The 20,045-nt window shown below is 52.7% G+C and carries 20 protein-coding genes; 15 read left to right on the top strand and 5 right to left on the bottom strand.

From position 1 onward, the window contains the following. The first annotated feature begins 58 nt into the window (after positions 1-58). The 13 genes from ACIPUG_RS05410 (at position 59) to hisP (ending at position 12,707) form a co-directional block, all read left to right on the top strand. Positions 59-1,069: an aspartate-semialdehyde dehydrogenase gene (locus ACIPUG_RS05410; RefSeq protein ID WP_014916047.1), complete on the top strand. Its 1,011-nt coding sequence runs from the start codon at positions 59-61 to the stop codon at positions 1,067-1,069. After that, positions 1,069-1,920, top strand: a complete 852-nt coding sequence (truA, locus tag ACIPUG_RS05405) for a tRNA pseudouridine(38-40) synthase TruA (RefSeq protein ID WP_039284846.1) — start codon at positions 1,069-1,071, stop codon at positions 1,918-1,920. The genes ACIPUG_RS05410 and truA overlap by 1 nt, the downstream gene beginning before the upstream one ends. A 194-nt stretch (positions 1,921-2,114) precedes the next feature. Next, entirely contained in the window at positions 2,115-2,777 is a 663-nt protein-coding gene (locus tag ACIPUG_RS05400; RefSeq protein WP_320721516.1) for a DedA family protein, read from the top strand. A 224-nt stretch (positions 2,778-3,001) separates the two neighbouring features. After that, entirely contained in the window at positions 3,002-3,919 is a 918-nt protein-coding gene (gene accD, locus ACIPUG_RS05395) for an acetyl-CoA carboxylase, carboxyltransferase subunit beta (RefSeq protein WP_400337691.1), read from the top strand. Positions 3,920-4,023: 104 nt separating this feature from the next. Next, positions 4,024-5,292, top strand: a complete 1,269-nt coding sequence (gene folC / locus ACIPUG_RS05390; RefSeq protein ID WP_039520363.1) for a bifunctional tetrahydrofolate synthase/dihydrofolate synthase — start codon at positions 4,024-4,026, stop codon at positions 5,290-5,292. After that, a complete protein-coding gene (gene dedD, locus ACIPUG_RS05385; RefSeq protein WP_039520360.1) occupies positions 5,282-6,040 on the top strand; it encodes a cell division protein DedD in 759 nt (252 codons plus the stop codon). Before folC ends, dedD begins: the two co-directional genes overlap by 11 nt. Positions 6,041-6,355: 315 nt before the next feature. Continuing rightward, positions 6,356-6,856, top strand: coding sequence for a colicin V production protein (cvpA, locus tag ACIPUG_RS05380; RefSeq protein WP_010298532.1), 501 nt, complete (start codon positions 6,356-6,358; stop codon positions 6,854-6,856). Between the two features lie 21 nt (positions 6,857-6,877). After that, the gene (gene purF, locus ACIPUG_RS05375; RefSeq protein WP_010285044.1) at positions 6,878-8,395 is read left to right on the top strand and encodes an amidophosphoribosyltransferase; all 1,518 of its coding nucleotides are present in this window, start codon (positions 6,878-6,880) and stop codon (positions 8,393-8,395) included. A 216-nt stretch (positions 8,396-8,611) separates the two neighbouring features. Next, entirely contained in the window at positions 8,612-9,184 is a 573-nt protein-coding gene (locus tag ACIPUG_RS05370) for a UbiX family flavin prenyltransferase (protein WP_010285043.1), read from the top strand. A 414-nt stretch (positions 9,185-9,598) separates the two neighbouring features. Further along, the gene (locus ACIPUG_RS05365) at positions 9,599-10,378 is read left to right on the top strand and encodes a lysine/arginine/ornithine ABC transporter substrate-binding protein (RefSeq protein WP_014916042.1); all 780 of its coding nucleotides are present in this window, start codon (positions 9,599-9,601) and stop codon (positions 10,376-10,378) included. Positions 10,379-10,518: 140 nt separating this feature from the next. Beyond that, positions 10,519-11,208, top strand: coding sequence for a histidine ABC transporter permease HisQ (locus tag ACIPUG_RS05360; RefSeq protein WP_010285036.1), 690 nt, complete (start codon positions 10,519-10,521; stop codon positions 11,206-11,208). Further along, a complete protein-coding gene (locus ACIPUG_RS05355) occupies positions 11,201-11,917 on the top strand; it encodes an ABC transporter permease (protein ID WP_320742792.1) in 717 nt (238 codons plus the stop codon). The genes ACIPUG_RS05360 and ACIPUG_RS05355 overlap by 8 nt, the downstream gene beginning before the upstream one ends. A gap of 16 nt (positions 11,918-11,933) precedes the next feature. Next, the gene (hisP, locus tag ACIPUG_RS05350; protein ID WP_010278951.1) at positions 11,934-12,707 is read left to right on the top strand and encodes a histidine ABC transporter ATP-binding protein HisP; all 774 of its coding nucleotides are present in this window, start codon (positions 11,934-11,936) and stop codon (positions 12,705-12,707) included. Positions 12,708-12,885: 178 nt separating this feature from the next. Here the strand turns inward: hisP and ACIPUG_RS05345 are convergent, their stop codons facing one another. The 3 genes from ACIPUG_RS05345 to yfcG all read right to left on the bottom strand — a co-directional run bounded on the left by ACIPUG_RS05345 (position 12,886) and on the right by yfcG (position 15,060). Continuing rightward, positions 12,886-13,791 (bottom strand): TIGR01777 family oxidoreductase, encoded by a 906-nt coding sequence (locus ACIPUG_RS05345; RefSeq protein WP_400337688.1) that lies wholly within the window; start codon positions 13,789-13,791, stop codon positions 12,886-12,888. A 145-nt stretch (positions 13,792-13,936) separates the two neighbouring features. Continuing rightward, positions 13,937-14,308: a dihydroneopterin triphosphate 2'-epimerase gene (gene folX / locus ACIPUG_RS05340; RefSeq protein ID WP_010278945.1), complete on the bottom strand. Its 372-nt coding sequence runs from the start codon at positions 14,306-14,308 to the stop codon at positions 13,937-13,939. A 125-nt stretch (positions 14,309-14,433) separates the two neighbouring features. Next, positions 14,434-15,060, bottom strand: a complete 627-nt coding sequence (yfcG, locus tag ACIPUG_RS05335; protein WP_040043657.1) for a GSH-dependent disulfide bond oxidoreductase — start codon at positions 15,058-15,060, stop codon at positions 14,434-14,436. Between the two features lie 262 nt (positions 15,061-15,322). Between yfcG and yfcE the strand changes: the two genes are divergently transcribed. Next, the gene (gene yfcE, locus ACIPUG_RS05330) at positions 15,323-15,874 is read left to right on the top strand and encodes a phosphodiesterase (protein WP_039280217.1); all 552 of its coding nucleotides are present in this window, start codon (positions 15,323-15,325) and stop codon (positions 15,872-15,874) included. A 123-nt stretch (positions 15,875-15,997) separates the two neighbouring features. Beyond that, a complete protein-coding gene (gene yfcD / locus ACIPUG_RS05325; protein ID WP_080758907.1) occupies positions 15,998-16,666 on the top strand; it encodes an NUDIX hydrolase YfcD in 669 nt (222 codons plus the stop codon). A gap of 72 nt (positions 16,667-16,738) precedes the next feature. Here the strand turns inward: yfcD and ACIPUG_RS05320 are convergent, their stop codons facing one another. Both ACIPUG_RS05320 and pta read right to left on the bottom strand, forming a co-directional pair. Then, positions 16,739-17,599, bottom strand: a complete 861-nt coding sequence (locus ACIPUG_RS05320) for a DUF817 domain-containing protein (RefSeq protein WP_040043656.1) — start codon at positions 17,597-17,599, stop codon at positions 16,739-16,741. Between the two features lie 245 nt (positions 17,600-17,844). Next, positions 17,845-19,983, bottom strand: a complete 2,139-nt coding sequence (pta, locus tag ACIPUG_RS05315; RefSeq protein WP_014916033.1) for a phosphate acetyltransferase — start codon at positions 19,981-19,983, stop codon at positions 17,845-17,847. Positions 19,984-20,045: the final 62 nt, after the last annotated feature.

The raw sequence follows: 20,045 nt of genomic DNA, 5'->3' as shown, positions 1-20,045 counted from the left end.
ATCGTCTGTCGGTTCCATTCATGATTTGTGTTTCATTCAAAATTTGGGAGAGAACCAAATGTCTGACGGCTGGAATATTGCTCTGCTGGGCGCAACGGGCGCAGTAGGCACGGCGTTACTGGAATTATTGCAGGAACGCGAATTCCCGGTGGGTGAATTCTATCCGCTGGCCAGTGAACGTAGCGCGGGTGAAACCATACGTTTTAACGGCAAATCTTGCCTGGTCACCGATGTGGCGGATTTTGACTGGTCACAGGCGCAGCTGGCGTTTTTTGTCGCCGGTCAGGATGTCAGCGCCCGCTATGCGGAAGAGGCGGGGGACGCAGGCTGTCTGGTTATCGACAGCAGCGGTCTGTTTGCGCTGGAGCCGGATGTCCCGCTGGTGGTGCCCGGCGTGAATACGCATACGCTGGCAGATTACCGTAACCGCAATATTGTCGCGGTGGCCGACAGCCTGACCAGCCAACTGCTGACGGCGATTAAGCCGTTGACCGATGCGGCTGGGCTCTCGCGCCTGCATGTCGTCAATATGCTGTCCGTTTCCGCACTCGGTAAAGCGGCGATAGACGATCTGGCGGGGCAAAGTGCCCGTCTGCTGAATGGTGTTCCGCCTGAGGCCGGGCTTTTCCCGAAACAGCTGGCATTCAATCTGTTGCCTTTACTGCCGGATGATGCGGGCAGCGTGCGCGAAGAGCGCGGTTTGGTCGATCAGGTGCGTAAAGTCTTACAGGACGACGGATTGCCGATTTCAGTGACCTGCATTCAGTCCCCTGTGTTCTATGGTCACGCGCAGGTTGTTCATCTTGAATCGCTGCGTCCGCTGTCTGCGGAAGAAGCGCGCGATGAGCTGCTCAATGCGGGAAATATTGAGGTAAGTGACGAGCAGGATTACCCGACGCAGGTGGGTGATGCGTCCGGTAATGGGCAATTGAGCGTCGGTTGTCTGCGTAATGATTACGGCATTCCTGAGCTACTGCAATTCTGGTCGGTCGCCGATAACGCTCGCTTTGGCGGCGCGCTGATGGCGGTGGAAACGGCAGAGTGTCTGGTGCAGGAGTATCTCGGGTAATGTCGGAAACCACTCAGGCGGAGGCTACTCAGGCCGATGCCGCTGCGGAAAACGAACGCGCCCCGCTGAAAATCGCGCTAGGTATTGAGTACGACGGTAGCCTCTATTATGGCTGGCAGCGCCAGTCTGACGTTGCTAGCGTGCAGGCCTGTCTTGAAAAGGCGCTGAGCAAAGTGGCGGATGAGCCGATAGAGGTGTTTTGCGCCGGGCGAACCGATGCTGGCGTTCACGGCACCGGCCAGGTCGTGCATTTCACCACACACGCGATCCGAAAAGACGCCGCCTGGACGATGGGCGTGAATGCAAATTTACCGCCGGATATCGCGGTGCGCTGGGTGAAAACGGTGGATGAGGATTTCCATGCGCGCTTCAGCGCTACGGCACGCCGCTACCGTTATGTCATCTACAATCACCGCTATCGTCCTGCGGTGCTTTCGCGCGGTATGACGCACTTTTATCACCCGTTAGACGTGGAACGCATGGAGCGAGCCGGGCAATGCCTGTTGGGGGAGAATGATTTCACCTCTTTTCGTGCAGTGCAGTGCCAGTCGCGCACACCGTGGCGCTATGTAAATCATTTAAAGGTTACACGTCACGGTGACTATATCGTGGTAGATATTAAGGCCAATGCGTTCGTGCATCATATGGTGCGTAATATCGTTGGCAGCCTGATGGAAGTCGGCTGTGGCAATCGTCCAGAATCGTGGATTGCCGAGCTGCTGGCGGCCAAAGATCGTACGCTGGCTGGCGCAACAGCCCGAGCCGAAGGGCTGTATTTGGTGAAGGTAGATTATCCCGCGCGTTTTGCTTTGCCGCAGCCTACGATGGGGCCGCTCTTTTTAGCAGATTGACGTTTTTGATTATAACGAGTGCGCTTTTTACCTGTTGCACGCTGCCAGATGGTCGTAGGCCAAAAGGCAGGGTGCGATGCGTATTAAGGACGAGGCTATTCAGCGTGCTATACGCAAGGCAACACGGCTAGTGCGGCTGCCTTGCGTATATCGACCGCGTGCGTTCGATAGACATTTTGGGAGAAGAAGTTGTGATGGAATTTATACAGTTTATTATTGATTTTATTCTGCACATTGACGTTCATCTGGCGGAACTGGTGGCGCAATATGGTGTCTGGGTTTATGCCATTTTGTTCCTGATTCTGTTCTGTGAGACCGGGCTGGTGGTGACGCCGTTTCTGCCGGGGGATTCGCTGCTGTTTGTCGCAGGGGCGCTGGCGGCGTTGCCGTCGAACGATCTGAATGTGCACACAATGGTGTTCCTGATGATCGTGGCCGCGATTACGGGCGATGCAGTGAACTACATGATTGGACGACTGTTCGGTGAGAAGCTGTTTAGCAACCCGAACTCAAAGATTTTTCGCCGCAGCTATCTGGATAAAACGCATGCGTTTTACGCGCGTCACGGTGGCAAGACGATAATTCTGGCGCGCTTTGTCCCGATTGTGAGAACATTTGCGCCGTTTGTCGCTGGGATGGGGCACATGAGCTATCGGCATTTTGCGGCCTATAATGTCATTGGTGCGCTGCTGTGGGTGTTGTCATTCACCTATGCGGGCTACCTGTTTGGTGATTTGCCGGTGGTGCAGGAAAATCTGAAATTACTGATTGTTGCGATTATTTTCCTCTCTATCCTGCCGGGCATTATTGAGATTGCCCGTCATCGTAGAGCGGCCTCGCGCGGCAATGTGAAATAAGTGAAGTATTTTAACATCCGGTTTGACCAGTTTTTTATCCACAGTACCGGAACGTTATGGTTTAATGGGCAGCATTTATGGTCTGTTCTTGGGAACACCCTTGGTGCCGATGCCTTTGTACCGCGATTGTCGTGCGTCTCAGGCATTTTTTCATTGGCAATGTTGTCAGGGAATAACATGAACAGCGGACTGGCATTTGCCAGGTTCAAGCAGAAAGGTTATCAATGAGCTGGATTGAACGAATTCTTAACAAAAGCAATATTACACCGACCCGTAAAGCGAACATCCCTGAAGGGGTCTGGACAAAATGTGATAGCTGCGGTCAGGTTCTTTATCGTGCTGAGTTGGAGCGCAATCTGGGTGTCTGCCCGAAGTGCGATCACCATATGCGCCTTTCCGCGCGCGCCCGTCTACAGGCTTTTCTGGATAAAGAAAACACTGTTGAGTTGGGAAGCGAACTGGAACCGAAGGATGTCCTGAAATTCCGGGACTCCAAAAAATATAAAGATCGTCTGGTTTCTGCACAGAAACAGTCCGATGAGAAAGATGCGCTGGTCGTGATGAAAGGCACGCTGTACGGCATGCCGATTGTCGCCGCGTCCTTCGAATTCTCTTTCATGGGCGGTTCAATGGCGTCTGTTGTGGGTGCGCGTTTTGTGCGTGCCGTTGAGCAGTCATTGGAAGACGGTTGTCCGCTGGTGTGCTTCTCTGCCAGTGGCGGTGCGCGTATGCAGGAAGCGCTGATGTCGCTGATGCAAATGGCGAAAACCAGTGCGGCATTGGCAAAAATGCGCGATCGCGGCTTGCCTTACATTTCTGTGCTGACCGACCCAACCATGGGTGGTGTTTCCGCGAGTTTGGCGATGCTGGGCGACCTGAACATTGCCGAGCCGAAAGCGCTGATCGGTTTTGCCGGCCCACGCGTTATCGAACAAACCGTGCGTGAAAAACTGCCGCCGGGCTTCCAGCGCAGTGAATTCCTGATTGAGAAAGGGGCGATCGATATGATCGTTCGTCGTCCGGAAATGCGCTACAAGCTGGCCACTATTCTTGCCAAACTGACGAACCATCCAGGACCGGGCAACGATGACGTGGAAATCCGCAGCGATGCGCCGTCTGAATCATCACAGGATGACGCATAATTGACATGATGGGCAGGGTGTGTGGTACTCGACCACGTCGTTCTCGACCGAGTGCGCAATGCACGCTCTGCCCGCAATGAACCGTAAGCCAGTGAACGGGACTCATGGATACACTTCAAACACCTCAAGCCACGTCACCTTTGGTCACGTGGCTTCATTATCTTGAGCACCTGCACGCTCAGGCCATTGATTTAGGCCTGGAGCGCGTTAAGCAGGTTGCTGAACATCTCCAACTGCTCCAGCCTGCCCCAACGGTTTTCACCGTCGCGGGGACGAACGGCAAGGGAACCACCTGCTGTACGCTGGAATCCATTCTGTTAGCCGCCGGGCTGCGGGTGGGCGTGTACAGTTCTCCCCATCTTGTTCGCTATACCGAGCGAGTGCGTATTCAGGGCAAAGAATTGCCTGAAGCGCTGCATACGCAGGCGTTTGCGGATATCGAGGCAGGGAGAGGGGCGGTATCGCTCACCTATTTTGAATTCGGTACGCTGTCGGCGCTGCAACTCTTTAAACAGGCGAATCTGGATGTCGTCATTCTTGAAGTAGGACTAGGCGGGCGTCTGGATGCCACCAATATTGTGGATGCGGATGTATCCGTGGTAACCAGTATTGCTATCGACCATACTGATTGGTTAGGTAACGATCGGGAAAGCATTGGCCGCGAGAAAGCCGGGATATTCCGACAGGGTAGGCCTGCCGTTGTTGGTGAACCGGATATGCCGGGAACGATTGCCGACGTTGCCGCTGAGAAAGGCGCGCAGCTGCACCGTCGTGGTCGCGACTGGGAGTATTCAATACAGCGTGAGACGTGGAGCTGGCAGGATAAACAGCGCGAGCTGTCACGGCTGCCGTTACCCAACGTCCCGTTAGCCAATGCTGCTACGGCACTGGCTGCATTGCACTATTCTTCACTCAACGTGAGTGAAGAGGCGATTCGACAAGGTTTGCAGCACGCCGCATTACCCGGCCGTTTTCAGACCGTGCAGGCGTCACCGCGTTTGATTCTTGATGTTGCACACAATCCTCACGCGGCGGCATATCTGGCAAACCGTTTGGCCGAGTTGCCGAAAACCGGAAAAGTGCGGGCCGTCGTCGGCATGCTGTCGGATAAAGACATTGCCGGTACGTTGGCTCACTTAACGCCGTTGGTGGATGCGTGGTATTGCGCTCCGCTGGAAGGGCCGCGTGGTGCCACGGCGCAGCAAATTGCCGAGCACCTGACGCGCAGCCAATCGTTCCCCGATGTCGTGACTGCCTGGCAGCAAGCAATGTCCGAGGCGACGGAGCAGGATATCGTCATTGTGTGTGGATCTTTTCATACGGTAGCGCATGTGATGGAAGCGCTGGATGAGGAGAAGGCGAATGGCGAGTAAATTTCAGAATCGACTGGTCGGTACGGTTATTCTGGTCGCGCTGGGCGTGATCGTCTTACCCGGTCTACTCGACGGCAAGAAAAAGCACTACGAAGACGAGTTTGCGTCGATTCCGCTGATCCCTAAACCTGGTGACAGCAATGAGATGGAAGCGCTGCCTGCGCTGAACCCGTCGCTGCCGAGTCAACCGCCGGAAGGGGCGGAGGCGGCGATGCAAAACAGCGCGGAAGCCGAAGCCGCTGAAGCGAGATCGTCTGCATCATCTACAGCACCTGAAATCATGACGCAGACGCCGCCATCGTCCCATTCTGGCACGAATACGCCAGCCATGACGGCACCGCCAGTGGTGGTTGAGCGCCCGCCGGTTCAGACGCCAGCGCCAGTGACGCCGAAACCTCAGCCAAAGCCTGAGGTGAAGCCAGAAGTGAAACCGAAGCCAGAGCCTAAACCGGAACCCAAACCGGAAGTGAAGCCTGAAACGCAGCCGACGCAGCAAGCGCCTGTCGGGCAGGCCTACATTGTGCAGCTTGGTGCGCTGAAAAACGCGGATAAGGTGAACGAGATTGTCGCCAAGCTTCGTCTTTCTGGTTACCGCGCGTATACCGTGCCATCAACGCCGGTTTCAGGCGAAATCACCCGCATTTACGTGGGGCCGGATGCGTCGAAGCAGAAGCTAGAGTCTTCACTGGGCGAGCTGAAACAGCTCAGCGGGCTAAGCGGGCAGGTGCGAGCACATTCCGTTCGTTAAGGTCGTCGAGCGTGATGATGACGTGATGGCTGGCTCGCAGTTGGTCACGTAAATAAGCAAAAGCAGGCAGCGGGGATGAAGTTCACATCAGTGATACTCCGCCCCGCATCTGTTTTAAGATGCCTGCTGTGAGTTTTGAGATGCCGAGAGTTAATAGAACCAGGCATGACGTATTGTCGGTTTTTTCGCCTGATTATCTATCGATGAAATCGGCGGAAATACGCTACGCAAACGTTTTCTTTTTCTGTTAGAATGCGCCGCGAACAGGATGACGTAGCGGCTTATCGGTAGCATCGTTCATTATTAGGATAGTTCATGGTTTGGGTTGATTACGTCATTATTGGCATCATCGGATTTTCGGCTTTGGTTAGCCTGATCCGGGGGTTTGTTCGCGAAGCGCTGTCGTTAGTAACCTGGGGATGTGCTTTTTTTGTTGCCAGCCATTACTACGCTTACCTCGCGGTCTACTTCACCCGTTTTGATGATGAGCTGGTGCGTAACGGCATTGCGATTGCCATTCTGTTTATTGCAACGTTGATTGTGGGAGCTATCGTCAACTATGTGATTAGTTCACTGGTTGAACGTACCGGATTATCCGGCACCGATCGCGTTCTGGGCATCTGTTTTGGTGCGCTGCGCGGGGTGCTGATCGTTTCCGCACTGCTATTCTTTCTGGATACGTTCACCGGTTTTTCACAAAGTGATGACTGGAAGCAGTCCCAGTTAATCCCGCAGTTCAGTTATATTATCAGGTGGTTTTTTGACTACCTGCAAAGCACGTCAAGTTTCTTGCCGCAGCATTTACCGCTGCGGTAGCGCTGATGAGGAAAAGACACCATGTGCGGTATTGTCGGTATCGCCGGTTTTACACCGGTCAACCAGTCGATTTATGACGCGTTAACGGTGTTGCAACACCGTGGGCAGGATGCTGCGGGTATTGTGACCATCGATGCCTTTAATTGTTTTCGCCTGCGTAAGGCTAATGGCCTGGTGAAAGATGTGTTTGAAGCGCGGCACATGCAGCGCTTACAGGGCAACATGGGGCTTGGTCATGTGCGTTATCCTACCGCGGGCAGTTCCAGCGCCTCGGAAGCACAGCCTTTCTATGTGAACTCTCCGTTCGGTATCACGCTGGCTCACAACGGTAACCTGACTAACGCCCACGAACTGCGTAAAAAGCTGTTCGAGCAGGAACGTCGTCACGTTAACACCACGTCTGATTCTGAAATTCTGCTGAATATTTTCGCCAGAGAGCTGGACCGTTTCCAACACTATCCGCTGGAAGCCGATAATATTTTTGCGGCCGTTGCCGCAACGCACCAGCAAATTCGCGGTGCCTATGCCTGTGTTGGCATGATTATCGGTCACGGTATGGTCGCTTTCCGCGATCCTAATGGGATTCGTCCTCTGGTGATTGGTAAGCGCGATCTGGAAGATGGCCGCAGCGAGTATATGGTGGCGTCAGAAAGTGTCGCACTGGATACGCTGGGCTTTGAATTTTTACGCGATGTGGCGCCGGGAGAAGCGATCTACATTACGGAAAAAGGGCAGCTGTTTACCCGCCAGTGTGCAGAGAATCCAAAGAGCAATCCGTGCCTGTTCGAATATGTCTATTTCGCTCGCCCGGATTCCTTCATTGATAAAATCTCGGTCTACAGCGCACGCGTTCGCATGGGCCAGAAGCTCGGTGAGAAAATTGCGCGCCAGTGGGAAGATCTCGATATTGATGTCGTGATCCCGATTCCTGAAACCTCTTGTGATATCGCGCTGGAAATCGCGCGCATCATCAACAAGCCGTATCGTCAGGGATTTGTGAAAAACCGCTATGTTGGCCGCACGTTTATCATGCCGGGGCAGCAAGCACGTAAGAAATCGGTACGTCGTAAGCTGAACGCCAACCGTGCTGAGTTCCGTGACAAGAACGTGCTGCTGGTGGATGACTCCATCGTGCGTGGTACAACGTCAGAGCAGATTGTAGAGATGGCGCGTGAAGCAGGAGCCAAGCGTGTTTATCTGGCCTCAGCGGCACCGGAAATCCGCTTCCCTAACGTGTACGGCATCGATATGCCAAGCGTCAATGAGCTGATTGCCCACGGTCGTGAAGTGGATGAAATCTGTAAGATTATTGGTGCCGATGAGCTGATATTCCAGGATCTCGACGATCTGATTGAAGCTGCACGTGAAGATAACCCGGATATCGCTCAGTTTGAATGCTCGGTGTTCAACGGGATTTACGTGACGAAGGACGTCGATCAAGGTTATCTGGATTATCTGGAAGTCTTGCGCAATGACGATGCCAAAGCGCTGCGTAGCCAGAATGAAGTTGAAGATCTGGAATTGCACAACGAAGGTTAACAGCTAGTCGCATATTAAGGCTGTGTTGAAGGGGGAGGACGCGAAAGTGTCTTCCCCCTTATTGTATGTAGAGAAAAATTTTGTATATAGAGAAAAATTGCATAGAGAAAACAGGGTTTCGGTGCTTATCCTTGCTTATCGCTAATCAATGCGGCAAAGTTTGCGCAGATGATTTTTCCGCGTTTCTGCTTACGCGGCCAGCCAGAGGCAGTATGAATGAAGCGACTCATTGTAGGAATTTCCGGTGCCAGCGGCGTCATTTACGGCATCCGGCTGCTACAGGTTTTACAGACGCTGGAAGGTATCGAAACGCATCTGATCATGAGTCAGGCCGCCCGGCAGACGCTGGCGTTAGAAACGGATTTTAGCCTGCGTGACGTGCAGGCGCTGGCCGATGTGGTACATGACACGCGTGATATTGCTGCCAGCGTCTCTTCGGGGTCGTTTAAAACGGCGGGGATGGTGATTTTACCCTGTTCGATAAAAACCCTTTCCGGCATTGTGCACAGCTACAGCGACAATCTATTGACCCGCGCGGCTGATGTGGTGTTGAAGGAGCGTCGTCCTCTGGTGCTGGGAGTGCGTGAAACGCCGCTGCATTTAGGGCATTTACGGCTGATGACCACCGCCGTTGAGCTGGGGGCGATAATCATGCCGCCGGTGCCTGCGTTTTATCATCGCCCAGAAAGTGTGCAGGATATTGTCGATCAGACGGTGAATCGTATTCTGGACCAGTTTGACATCGACCTGCCAAAAGATCTCTTTATCCGCTGGCAAGGTGCGTCGTAGCAGGATAGAGACCCAGACACGCTATTTTTTTCTCTCGGGGCGGTAAACTTTTACTGCCCTTTTTTTGTGCCTTTTTATCACATTGCACCAATTTTGTGCGCAAAAGCACCGAAATGGTGCGATTGAGTTTTTGTATTCATGCCAATGTTATCTATCCTTATTGTTACGCGCCAAAAAATTCCCTTTGAAAATATTGCAGAATCAAATGGTTAACCCTTATTTTCTGCGCATTTCGATCATGGGGTTTTTACGACATCCCTACGTTCATTGTGGCATGAAAACTGCTACAAAAACGGTAATAGTCGGCGCAGAAAACAAATAGCACTCACATCGTTCATTTTTAAAGCGATTCACTCTAAATAATTCCGACATTGACGACACATGACATCAATCACTCATGATAAGGGTAGCAATATGAAGAAACTGATCAAAGTCTTGCCATTGGCACTCATTCTGGCTGCGGGTAGCGCGATGGCGGAGATTCCTAAGAATATTAAAATTGGTACCGATCCTACCTATGCTCCCTTTGAATCCAAAAACGCCAGCGGCGAACTGGTTGGGTTTGATATCGATCTGGCGAAAGAGCTGTGCAAGCGTATTCAGACTAACTGCACGTTTGTAGAAAGTGACTTTGATGCGTTAATTCCGTCCCTGAAAGCGAAAAAAATCGATGCCATCATCTCTTCTCTGTCTATCACCGAAAAACGCCAGCAGGAAATTGCTTTCACCGAGAAGCTGTATGCGGCCAATTCACGCCTGATTGCGAAGAAAGGGACGAGCATTGAACCTACGTTGGCTTCTCTGGGCGGCAAACGTGTTGGCGTATTGCAGGCATCAACACAGGAGGCCTTTGCTAATGCTAACTGGCAGCCTAAAGGCGTTGACGTTGTCGCTTACCAAAATCAGGATCTGATTTATGCCGATCTGGCCGCAGGTCGTATTGATGCAGCCTTTCAGGATGAAGTTGCAGCAAGTGAAGGTTTCCTGAAGTTGGACGCAGGTAAAGACTATGAGTTTGCCGGCCCGGCGGTAAAAGATGACAAATTCTTCGGTGTGGGTACGGGTATGGGCTTGCGCAAAGCGGATACCGAGCTGAAAGCCGCGCTGGATAAAGCTTTTGAAGAAATGCGTAAAGACGGTACTTACGATACCTTCGCGAAAAAATACTTCGATTTTGACGTCTACGGCGGCTAATGTCGCCAAGGTGACGCTCATTTCTTTATCACATGTGTAGCGGGATCGTAGGGCATGCGGCACGGGATCGTTCCTCCCGTGTCGTGTTCCTGACTGATGACGCAGCGTGCCATTAACCGCTATTTCAACGGATATCATTGATGCTCTATGGCTATTCCCAGCTAATTCTGGATGGTGCCATCATGACGCTGGAGCTGGCAGCAAGTTCGTTACTGCTGGCGCTGGCTATTGGCCTGATTGGCGCATCGGCGAAGTTGTCTTCCAACCGTCTGCTGGCGGGGTGTTTTTCCTGCTATACCACGCTGATTCGCGGCATTCCCGATCTGGTGCTGATGCTGCTGATTTTCTATGGTCTGCAAATAGTCTTAAACGGCGTGACGGAATCGATCGGTCTGGATCAGATTGACATCGATCCGTTGACTGCCGGGATTATTACACTGGGCTTTATTTACGGCGCGTATTTCACGGAAACCTTTCGTGGAGCCTATCTTGCCGTGCCGCGCGGGCAAATCGAAGCTGCCGTCGCGTTCGGCTTCTCTCCGATGAAGGTGTTCCGCCGTATTCTGTTTCCTTCCATGATGCGTTTCGCGCTGCCGGGCATCGGCAACAACTGGCAGGTGATCCTGAAAGCGACGGCGCTGGTGTCACTGCTTGGCCTGAACGATGTCATTAAGGCGACGCAACTGGCCGGTAAGGGCACACACGAACCGTTTTATTTTGCGCTGGTTGCTGGGGCGATGTACCTGATTTTTACCACCGTTTCTAACGGCGTGTTGTGGTGGCTGGAAAGGCACTATTCGCAGGGAGTCAAAAAAGTAAACTATGAGTGAGATCCTGCAACAATATTGGCAGCCGCTATTGTGGAGCGATGGTTACCGTCTGACCGGGCTGGCGATGACGCTCTGGCTGCTCATTTCCTCGGTGGTTATCGGTGGGCTGATGGCGCTGCCGCTGGCGATTGCTCGCGTGTCACCGCGACGCCGGTTCAGCCTTCCGGTTTGGCTATTCACCTATGTGTTCCGCGGCACACCGCTCTACGTGCAGCTTCTGGTGTTCTATTCTGGCGTTTATAGCCTGGAGATTGTGCGCGGCACCGACATGCTGAATGCCTTTTTTCGCAGCGGGCTAAATTGCGCCATTTTGGCGCTGGCGCTGAATACCTGCGCATACACGACAGAGATTTTTGCGGGGGCAATCCGCTCAGTACCTCATGGGGAAATTGAAGCGGCCAGAGCCTACGGCTTCTCCCGCTTTAAGCAGTATCGCTGCATTATTTTGCCAAGTGCACTGCGTATTGCGCTGCCTGCTTACAGCAATGAAGTGATTCTGATGCTGCATTCAACGGCGTTGGCCTTTACCGTAACGGTGCCGGATATTCTGAAGATTGCCCGTGATATCAACGCGGCAACCTACCAGCCGTTTTATGCATTTGGCATCGCGGCGGTTATCTATCTGGCGATTTCGTTTGTGTTAATCGGGCTGTTCAGAAGGGCGGAACGGCGCTGGTTACGTCATCTTTATACCCGTTCATCTCATTAAACGCAGGAAAAAGAGCATGTCGAATAACAAACTGATGGTGACGGAACTGCGTAAACGCTATGGCCAGCATGAGGTACTGAAAGGGATCTCATTACAGGCGAAAGCGGGTGACGTTATTTCAATTATTGGATCGTCCGGTTCGGGAAAAAGCACCTTACTGCGCTGTATTAATTTTCTGGAAAAACCCTGTGAAGGGGCGATTTACGTCAGCGATCAGGAAATTCGCATGGTGCGTGATACTGACGGGCAGCTGAAAGTTTTTGATAAAAAGCAGCTTCAGATGCTGCGGACGCGTCTGACGATGGTGTTTCAGCACTTTAACCTGTGGAGCTTCATGACGGCGTTGGAAAACGTGATGGAAGCGCCGGTTCAGGTGTTAGGACTCAGTAAAGCGGAAGCGCGTGAGCGGGCGGTGTTCTACCTGAACAAGGTCGGGATCACGGATGCTGCCCAACAGAAATATCCGTCTGATCTCTCCGGTGGTCAACAGCAGCGTGTTTCCATTGCACGGGCGCTGGCGATGGAGCCGGAAGTCTTGTTGTTTGATGAACCTACGTCAGCGCTCGATCCCGAACTGGTCGGCGAGGTGTTGCGCATCATGCAGCAGCTTGCGGAGGAAGGGAAAACGATGGTGGTGGTGACGCATGAAATGGAGTTTGCCCGTCATGTTTCCAGCCACGTTATCTTCCTGCATCAGGGGGTGATCGAGGAAGAGGGCCCTCCGGATCAACTGTTCGGGAGCCCGAAAAGTGCACGTTTGCAGCAGTTTTTGTCAGGTGCATTGAAGTAGGTTTTGGGGATAGTGATGTGCGTTGAGCGATGATAATGGGTAGATCGTAAAGACGCTGTTAATACATCCCTGTACGCTCGAGCCGCGCCATCCTTGGCGCGGACGCTTTACTCTTCTATCCCATTATCATCGTTCCCGTTCTGCGAAAAGGCTACCAGCAACCTGAAATGGATAGTTATCAGCTCGGTTTCTTGATGACGTCCTGTAAGGCTTCTTCCAGCTCAAGGAAGCGGAAATTAAAGCCTGCGGCCTCTAACCGCTGCGGAATGGCGCGCTGTCCGCCCAGTACCAGTATCGAAGCTTCTCCCATCAGTAGTTTGATCGCAAAAGCAGGAGCGCGTAGAAAGCCGGGACGATCCAATACGTGTGCCAGCGTAGCGGAAAATTGTTCATTGTGAACCGGGTAGGGCGAAACCATATTGAAGGGGCCGCTCAGTATCGGCTGGTTCAGCAGATAAATAATGCCGTTCACCATGTCATCAATATGAATCCACGGCATATATTGCTTGCCGGAACCCATCGGTCCGCCAAGCCCGAGGCGGAAAATTGGCAGCATTTTTGCCAGCGCACCCCCTTGTGCTGAAAGAACAACGCCAGTGCGCAGCAGGCAGACGCGGGTTTTATCGCTTTCGGCGGACTGTGCCAGCGCTTCCCAGCGGGCGCACAGATGATGGGTGAATTCATCGACCGGGGATTCATCTTCCGTGACCAGCGCTTCCCCCTGATCGCCATAATATCCGACAGCGGAACCCGAGATAAAAACCGCTGGCGGTTCACTGCTGGCTTTTATCAGCGTGGCAAGCTGCTCGGTGATATTCCAGCGGCTCTTTGCCAGACGCTGCTTTTGCTGTGGCGTCCACCGTTTGTCGGCGATAGGTTCACCCGCCAGATTGATAACGCCGTCAAAGCCGTTCAGTGAGGTGATATTACTCAACGTGGACCAATATTCCACCTGATTGCCGAGAACGCCTCGAGCGCGCTCCGGATCGCGTGTCAGTACCGTAATGTGATGGGAAAGCAGCTGTAATTGTTGGATAAGATGGCGACCAATAAGGCCGGTTCCGCCGGTTATAAGTAGTTGCATCTCCCCCCTCCCTTTATACTCGTCATACTTCAAGTTTCATGTGCGTTGGCTTCGCTCACTCACCCGAATCACTTACTTGAGTAAGCTCATCGGGACTCCTTCCCTTGCCGCCTTCCTGAAACTCGAATTATTTAGAGTATATTATTTATGCCTTGTGATAACGCAGGGTCATGGAAACCGAATCGGCGTATCGCAGGGCAAACGGTTTATCGACTTCTACTTCAGCATAGGTGATCCATTCGTGATCGCTGGCGATGTTGAGCACATCCTGCGTTAATTTTTCCAGCAAAGCGAAGCGGTTATCTTCCACGTGGCGAATAATGCTTTTGGTGATGGTGCGGTAGTTCAGCGCATCAGCGATATTCTCGCTGTTGCGTGCCTGTTCTGCTGGGTAGTGAATCACAACGTTGATGATCACATCCTGCTTATTCGTGATTTCTTCATCTTTGATACCGATGAAGGTGCGCAGCCGCAGATTTTTTATACGAATAATGGCGTCAGAATAGTGATGTGGCATTGCTCGGCCCTCGGTTGCTTCTGTTACTGCGACTAAACCGCAGTGTCAGGGGGTATCGTTAACGACAATATGTTGATTACCATAGCAGAAGATACCCAAAGGCCGAATGAGATGATGCCAGAATTTTATTGCTCGGCGAGCTGGTAAGCCCGTTGCGTTGCCGGACGCTCACTGATACGCGTATACCATGCCTTCACCGCTGGGTAGTCATCAAGGTCGACGCGCTGGCGAGCATAAGAAACCACCCACGGGTAGGTCGCGATATCGGCGATGCTGTAATGTTCTCCCGCTAGCCAAGGGCTGTCTTGCAGATGTTTATCCAGCACGCGGTACAGGCGCTGCGTCTCCTGTTGATAGCGTTCAATGGCGTAAGGCACTGGCTGAGGCGCATAGTGGTTAAAATGATGGTTCTGCCCCAGCATCGGTCCGAAACCAGCAACCTGCCAGAACAGCCATTGCAGTGTGGCTGTACGCTCACGTAATGAGGTGTTCAGCAACACGCTGTGTTTTTCCGCCAGATAGAGCAGGATAGCGCCGGACTCAAACAGGCTAATCGGCGTGTCACCTTCCGCGGGTTGCGTATCGACAATTGCGGGAATTTTATTATTAGGCGAGATAGCCAGAAACTCCGGCCGGAACTGCTCGCCTTTGCTGATATTCACGCGGTGGAGCTGGTAGGGGAGATTAGCTTCTTCCAGAAACAGGGTGATCTTGTGCCCGTTAGGGGTTGGTGCGTAATACAGGTCAATCATGAATCAAGTCTCCGTTTTAATTCAGAAAAACATCATGGACTGTATGGCAGTTGATCGCTTCAGAGAGCGACGCGCTGTCAGAATAGCGAATTGAGGAACGGGCTCTTACCCTACCACTTCTGCGCGTGAAAAATAAGCGATGACGCACGCCGTTGAGCGATCTTTACCGGAAGCACGGTGCCAACTTTGGTAGACTACGTCCGATAAAGGATGCGGGTGTTGTAGGTGTAGCATGGTTGATATAAACGCTGTGGAGATAACGATGAAGTTGATGTTTGCGTCCGATATACACGGTTCTCTCAGCGCGACGGATCGCGTGCTGGAGATCTTTGAGCAGAGTCATGCCGACTGGCTTATCTTGCTGGGCGATTTTCTCAATCATGGCCCGCGCAATCCGCTGCCGGAAAAATATCAGCCTGCGGAAGTGGCTGCCCGATTGAACGCCTATGCATCACGCATCATTGCCGTGCGAGGGAACTGCGACAGCGAGGTGGATCAGATGCTGTTGACCTTTCCGATAACGGCACCCTGGCAACATGTGCTATTGCCGCAGAATCGCCTTTTCCTGACGCACGGTCATCTTTATCATCCAGAGAATATGCCGCCGCTACACGCGGGGGATGTATTGGTATATGGTCACACCCATATCCCGGTTGCTGAGCAACGCGGTGAATATTATTTTTTCAATCCCGGTTCAGTGAGCTTGCCGAAAGGGGGATACCCCGCGAGCTACGGTTTACTTGAACAAGGCGAGCTGCGGGTTCTGCCGTTACACGGCGGCGAACCTATTGCACAGGTCGCGATTAGGCACTAATTTAGCGTATACCCTGTTTTTGACCTTGAATAACGGCAAGGCAGCAGGGAAGATTCACAGCAAAGTTCGATCATTTAAAACAGACGCGCGTAGCAACGTGCCAATACTAAAGGGTTTCAGAGGATGGCGGAACAAAGTCAGGCAGCAGGCACAGAGTGGGTTGATATCGTCAATGAAAACAACGAGGTAATTGCTCAGTCAAGTCGTCAGCAGATGCGTGCGCAGAGTCTTCGTCATCGTGCTACTTACATTGTTGTGCATGATGGAATGGGTAAAATTCTGGTGCAGCGCCGGACGAAAATCAAAGATTTCTATCCAGGCTGGCTGGATGCGACCGCTGGCGGCGTAGTGCAAAGCGGTGAGCAAATGCTGGAATCCGCACGTCGTGAAGCGGAAGAGGAGCTTGGCATTGCGGGCGTGCCGTTTGCAGAACACGGCTTGTTCTATTACGAAGGCGAGAATTGCCGGGTGTGGGGCGGGCTGTTTAGCTGCGTCACCCACGGGCCGTTTGCGCTACAGGAAGAAGAGGTCGATGAGGTCAGTTGGCTGACGCCGCAAGAGATCACCGCACGCTGCGATGAGTTTACGCCAGATTCGCTGAAAGCCCTGTCGCTGTGGCTGACGCGCCATAGCGATCAGGAATATGGCAAGCCGATTTCACGTAAGCTGAACGAGGCAGTCGAAGCCGCTGCAACACCTGCTGTTAATGATAAAAACGTTCATGATGAAAATGCTCATGATGAAAACGACAGCAACGTTGTCACTTCATCAGACGCTGATTCACAGAAATAATACCGCTCCTATCTCGCCGCTGCTTTTCCCCGCAGCGGCGTCTATTTTTTCCGAGTGATGAACTGCGGGTCATCACTCGGGAACATGAATACTCTTCTTGATGTCCTTCAGGTAAATCACGATGGTGAACGTCATGATTACCAGCAAAGCCCACGAACTCCATTTCCCTACGTGAACCATCGACCAGGCTCCGAGCTGTTCTGGGTAGCTCCAGATACTGAAAAACGTACTGATGTTTTCAGCCAGCCAGATGAAAAAGCCGATCAGAATAAAGGCCAATGACAGCGGCATTCGTCGTTCTCGATCGTAAGGCGTGAAAATGACGGTGGTGCGCGCATAGAGCCCAACGGCCAGTGCAGCAATGTACCAGCGGTAGTCGCCGATGTAGTGGTGGGTGAAGAAATTGGCATAAATGAGCAGCGCGACCAGCGTTGCCAGCCAGTAGGGCGGGTGATGGCGAATTTTAAGATCGAATAGACGCCAGGACTGAATGATATAGCTACCGACAGAGGCGTACATGAATCCGGCAAACAGCGGCACACCCAGTACCTTGGTGTAGGCGAAATCAGGGTAGGACCAGGAACGAATACCCGATGAGGTTTTAAACACCTCAAGCGCGAAACCCACGAGGTGAAACAGCGTAATGGCTTTTAACTCATCCCAGGTTTCTAATTTGCTGGCAACCATCCATCCCTGAATCACAATGGCGAATATCAGCAACAAATCATAGCGCGGGATAGAAAACCAGCCAGCTTTCGGCACGCTAAACACGGCAAGAAAGAACAGACCAACGAAGAGACAGGCGCGGGCTTCTTTGACACCGAAATAGAAAAATTCAATCAAAAAACGGGTTAACCCTTTTGGCGATGAAGGCGTAATCCCTTTTTCCAACTGCTGCTGAAAGTGTTGATCTAATCGTCGTATTACAGTCATCCATCGACCCTGTTTTATGGTTATTCTTGAGCCTGCCCGGTGTGGTTTTTTGTGCGGAGAGCAATAAAAAATGCCAGCGCTGAGGCTGGCATAGAAGATAACAGAATTAATCTGAATATATCCGTCATACTTCAAGCTGATTGTGCGTTGGCTGCCTTTACTCACCCCAGTCACTTACTTGAGTAAGCTCCTGGGGATTCGCGCAGTTGCCGCCTTCAAGCAACTCGAATTATTTAGGATATAGATTAGAGCTGTGTAGCCTGAATGGCGGTCAGGGCAACGGTGTAAACGATGTCGTCTACCAGTGCGCCACGAGACAGGTCGTTAACCGGTTTGCGCATGCCTTGCAGCATTGGCCCGATGGAGATCAGGTCGGCAGAACGCTGTACCGCTTTGTACGTGGTGTTACCGGTGTTCAGGTCAGGGAAGATGAACACGGTGGCTTTACCCGCAACTGGCGAGTTCGGCGCTTTGGACTGTGCCACGTCAGCCATGATTGCGGCGTCGTATTGCAGCGGACCATCGATAACCAGGTCAGGGCGTTTTTCCTGTGCCAGACGGGTCGCTTCACGCACTTTCTCAACATCGCTACCCGCACCGGAGTTACCGGTAGAGTAAGAGATCATCGCAACGCGTGGGTCGATACCGAAGGCGGTAGCGGAATCAGCAGACTGGATAGCGATTTCAGCCAATTGCTCTGCCGTTGGATCTGGGTTGATGGCGCAGTCGCCGTAAACCAGAACCTGCTCAGGCAGCAGCATGAAGAACACGGAAGACACCAGCGAGCTGCCCGGCGCGGTTTTGATCAGCTGCAACGGCGGACGGATGGTGTTAGCGGTGGTATGAACGGCACCAGAAACCAGACCGTCAACTTCACCCTGTTCCAGCATCAGTGTACCCAGCACCACGTTGTCTTCGAGCTGTTCGCGCGCAACCACTTCGGTCATGCCCTTGCTCTTACGCAGCTCAACCAGACGCGCAACATAGCGCTCACGAACGACAATCGGATCGACGATTTCGATGCCTTTGCCCAGTTCTACGCCCTGAGCCGCAGCAACACGCTGAATTTCTTCTGGGTTACCGATCAGCACACAGTGAGCAATACCGCGTTCAGCACAGATAGACGCGGCTTTAACGGTACGTGGTTCATCACCTTCTGGCAGAACGATGCGTTTGCCTGCTTTACGCGCCAGCTCGGTAAGCTGATAGCGGAATGCTGGTGGAGACAGACGACGTGAACGCTCAGACTCTGCGCTCAGGGAATCGATCCACTGGGTATCGATGTGGCGTGCAACGTATTCCTGCACTTTCTCAACACGTTGACGGTCATCAGCCGGTACTTCAAGGTTGAAGCTTTGCAGGCTGAGTGAGGTCTGCCAGGTGTTGGTGTTGACCATAAATACAGGCAGGCCAGTCTGGAAGGCGCGCTCGCACAGCTTGGCAATGCTCGGATCCATTTCGTAGCCGCCAGTCAGCAGCAGGGCACCGATTTCCACGCCATTCATGGCAGCCAGACAGGCGGCAACCAGAACATCAGGACGGTCAGCGGAGGTCACCAACAGTGAACCTGGACGGAAATGCTCCAGCATATGAGGAATGCTGCGTGCGCAGAAGGTCACAGACTTAACGCGACGCGTCTGAATGTCACCTTCGTTGACGATACGCGCATTCAGGTGCTTCGCCATATCGATGGCGCGCGTAGCGATCAGGTCAAAGCTCCATGGGATGCAGCCCAATACCGGCAGCGGGCTGTTAGCAAACAGCTGCTTCGGATCGATGTTGGCAACGCTGGCTTTCGTGGAGTCATCAAAGATTTCAGACAGGTCAGGGCGAGTACGTCCCTGTTCGTCTACCGGCGCATTCAGTTTGTTGATGATCACGCCAGTGATGTTTTTGTTTTTGCTGCCGCCGAAGCTGGAACGCGCCAGTTCGATACGGTCTTTCAGCTGTGCCGGGGAATCGTTACCCAGCGCCAGTACGAAGACGATTTCTGCGTTCAGCGTTTTGGCGATTTCGTAGTTCAATGCGTTAGCAAACTGGTGCTTACGGGTAGGAACCAGACCTTCAACCAGAACGACTTCAGCGTCTTTGGTATTTTCGTGGTAGCGCGCGATGATTTCTTCCATCAGCACGTCTTGCTGGTTGGAGCTCAGCAGAGCTTCAACGCGGCTCATCGCCAGCGGCTCGGCGGCGCTGATGGCGGAATTAGCACGAATAATGGTGGTCGTTTGATCTGGCGTATTGTCGCCACTGCGCGGCTGGGCGATAGGTTTGAACACGCTCAGGCGAACGCCTTTCTGTTCCATGGAGCGGATGACACCCAGGCTGACGCTTGTCAGACCAACGCTGGTGCCAGTTGGGATCAACATGATTATACGGGACACGGCCGAACCTCTTTACGGTTGCTCGTTAGTCAAAAACAACACCGTCAGCCTTGGCTGACGGT

This window comes from Pectobacterium sp. CHL-2024 (genome assembly GCF_044751765.1).
In the GTDB taxonomy this organism is placed as follows: Bacteria; Pseudomonadota; Gammaproteobacteria; order Enterobacterales; family Enterobacteriaceae; genus Pectobacterium; species Pectobacterium brasiliense.
The sequence above is the reverse complement of the archived record's forward strand: the minus strand, read 5'-3'. Positions and strand labels throughout refer to the sequence as shown.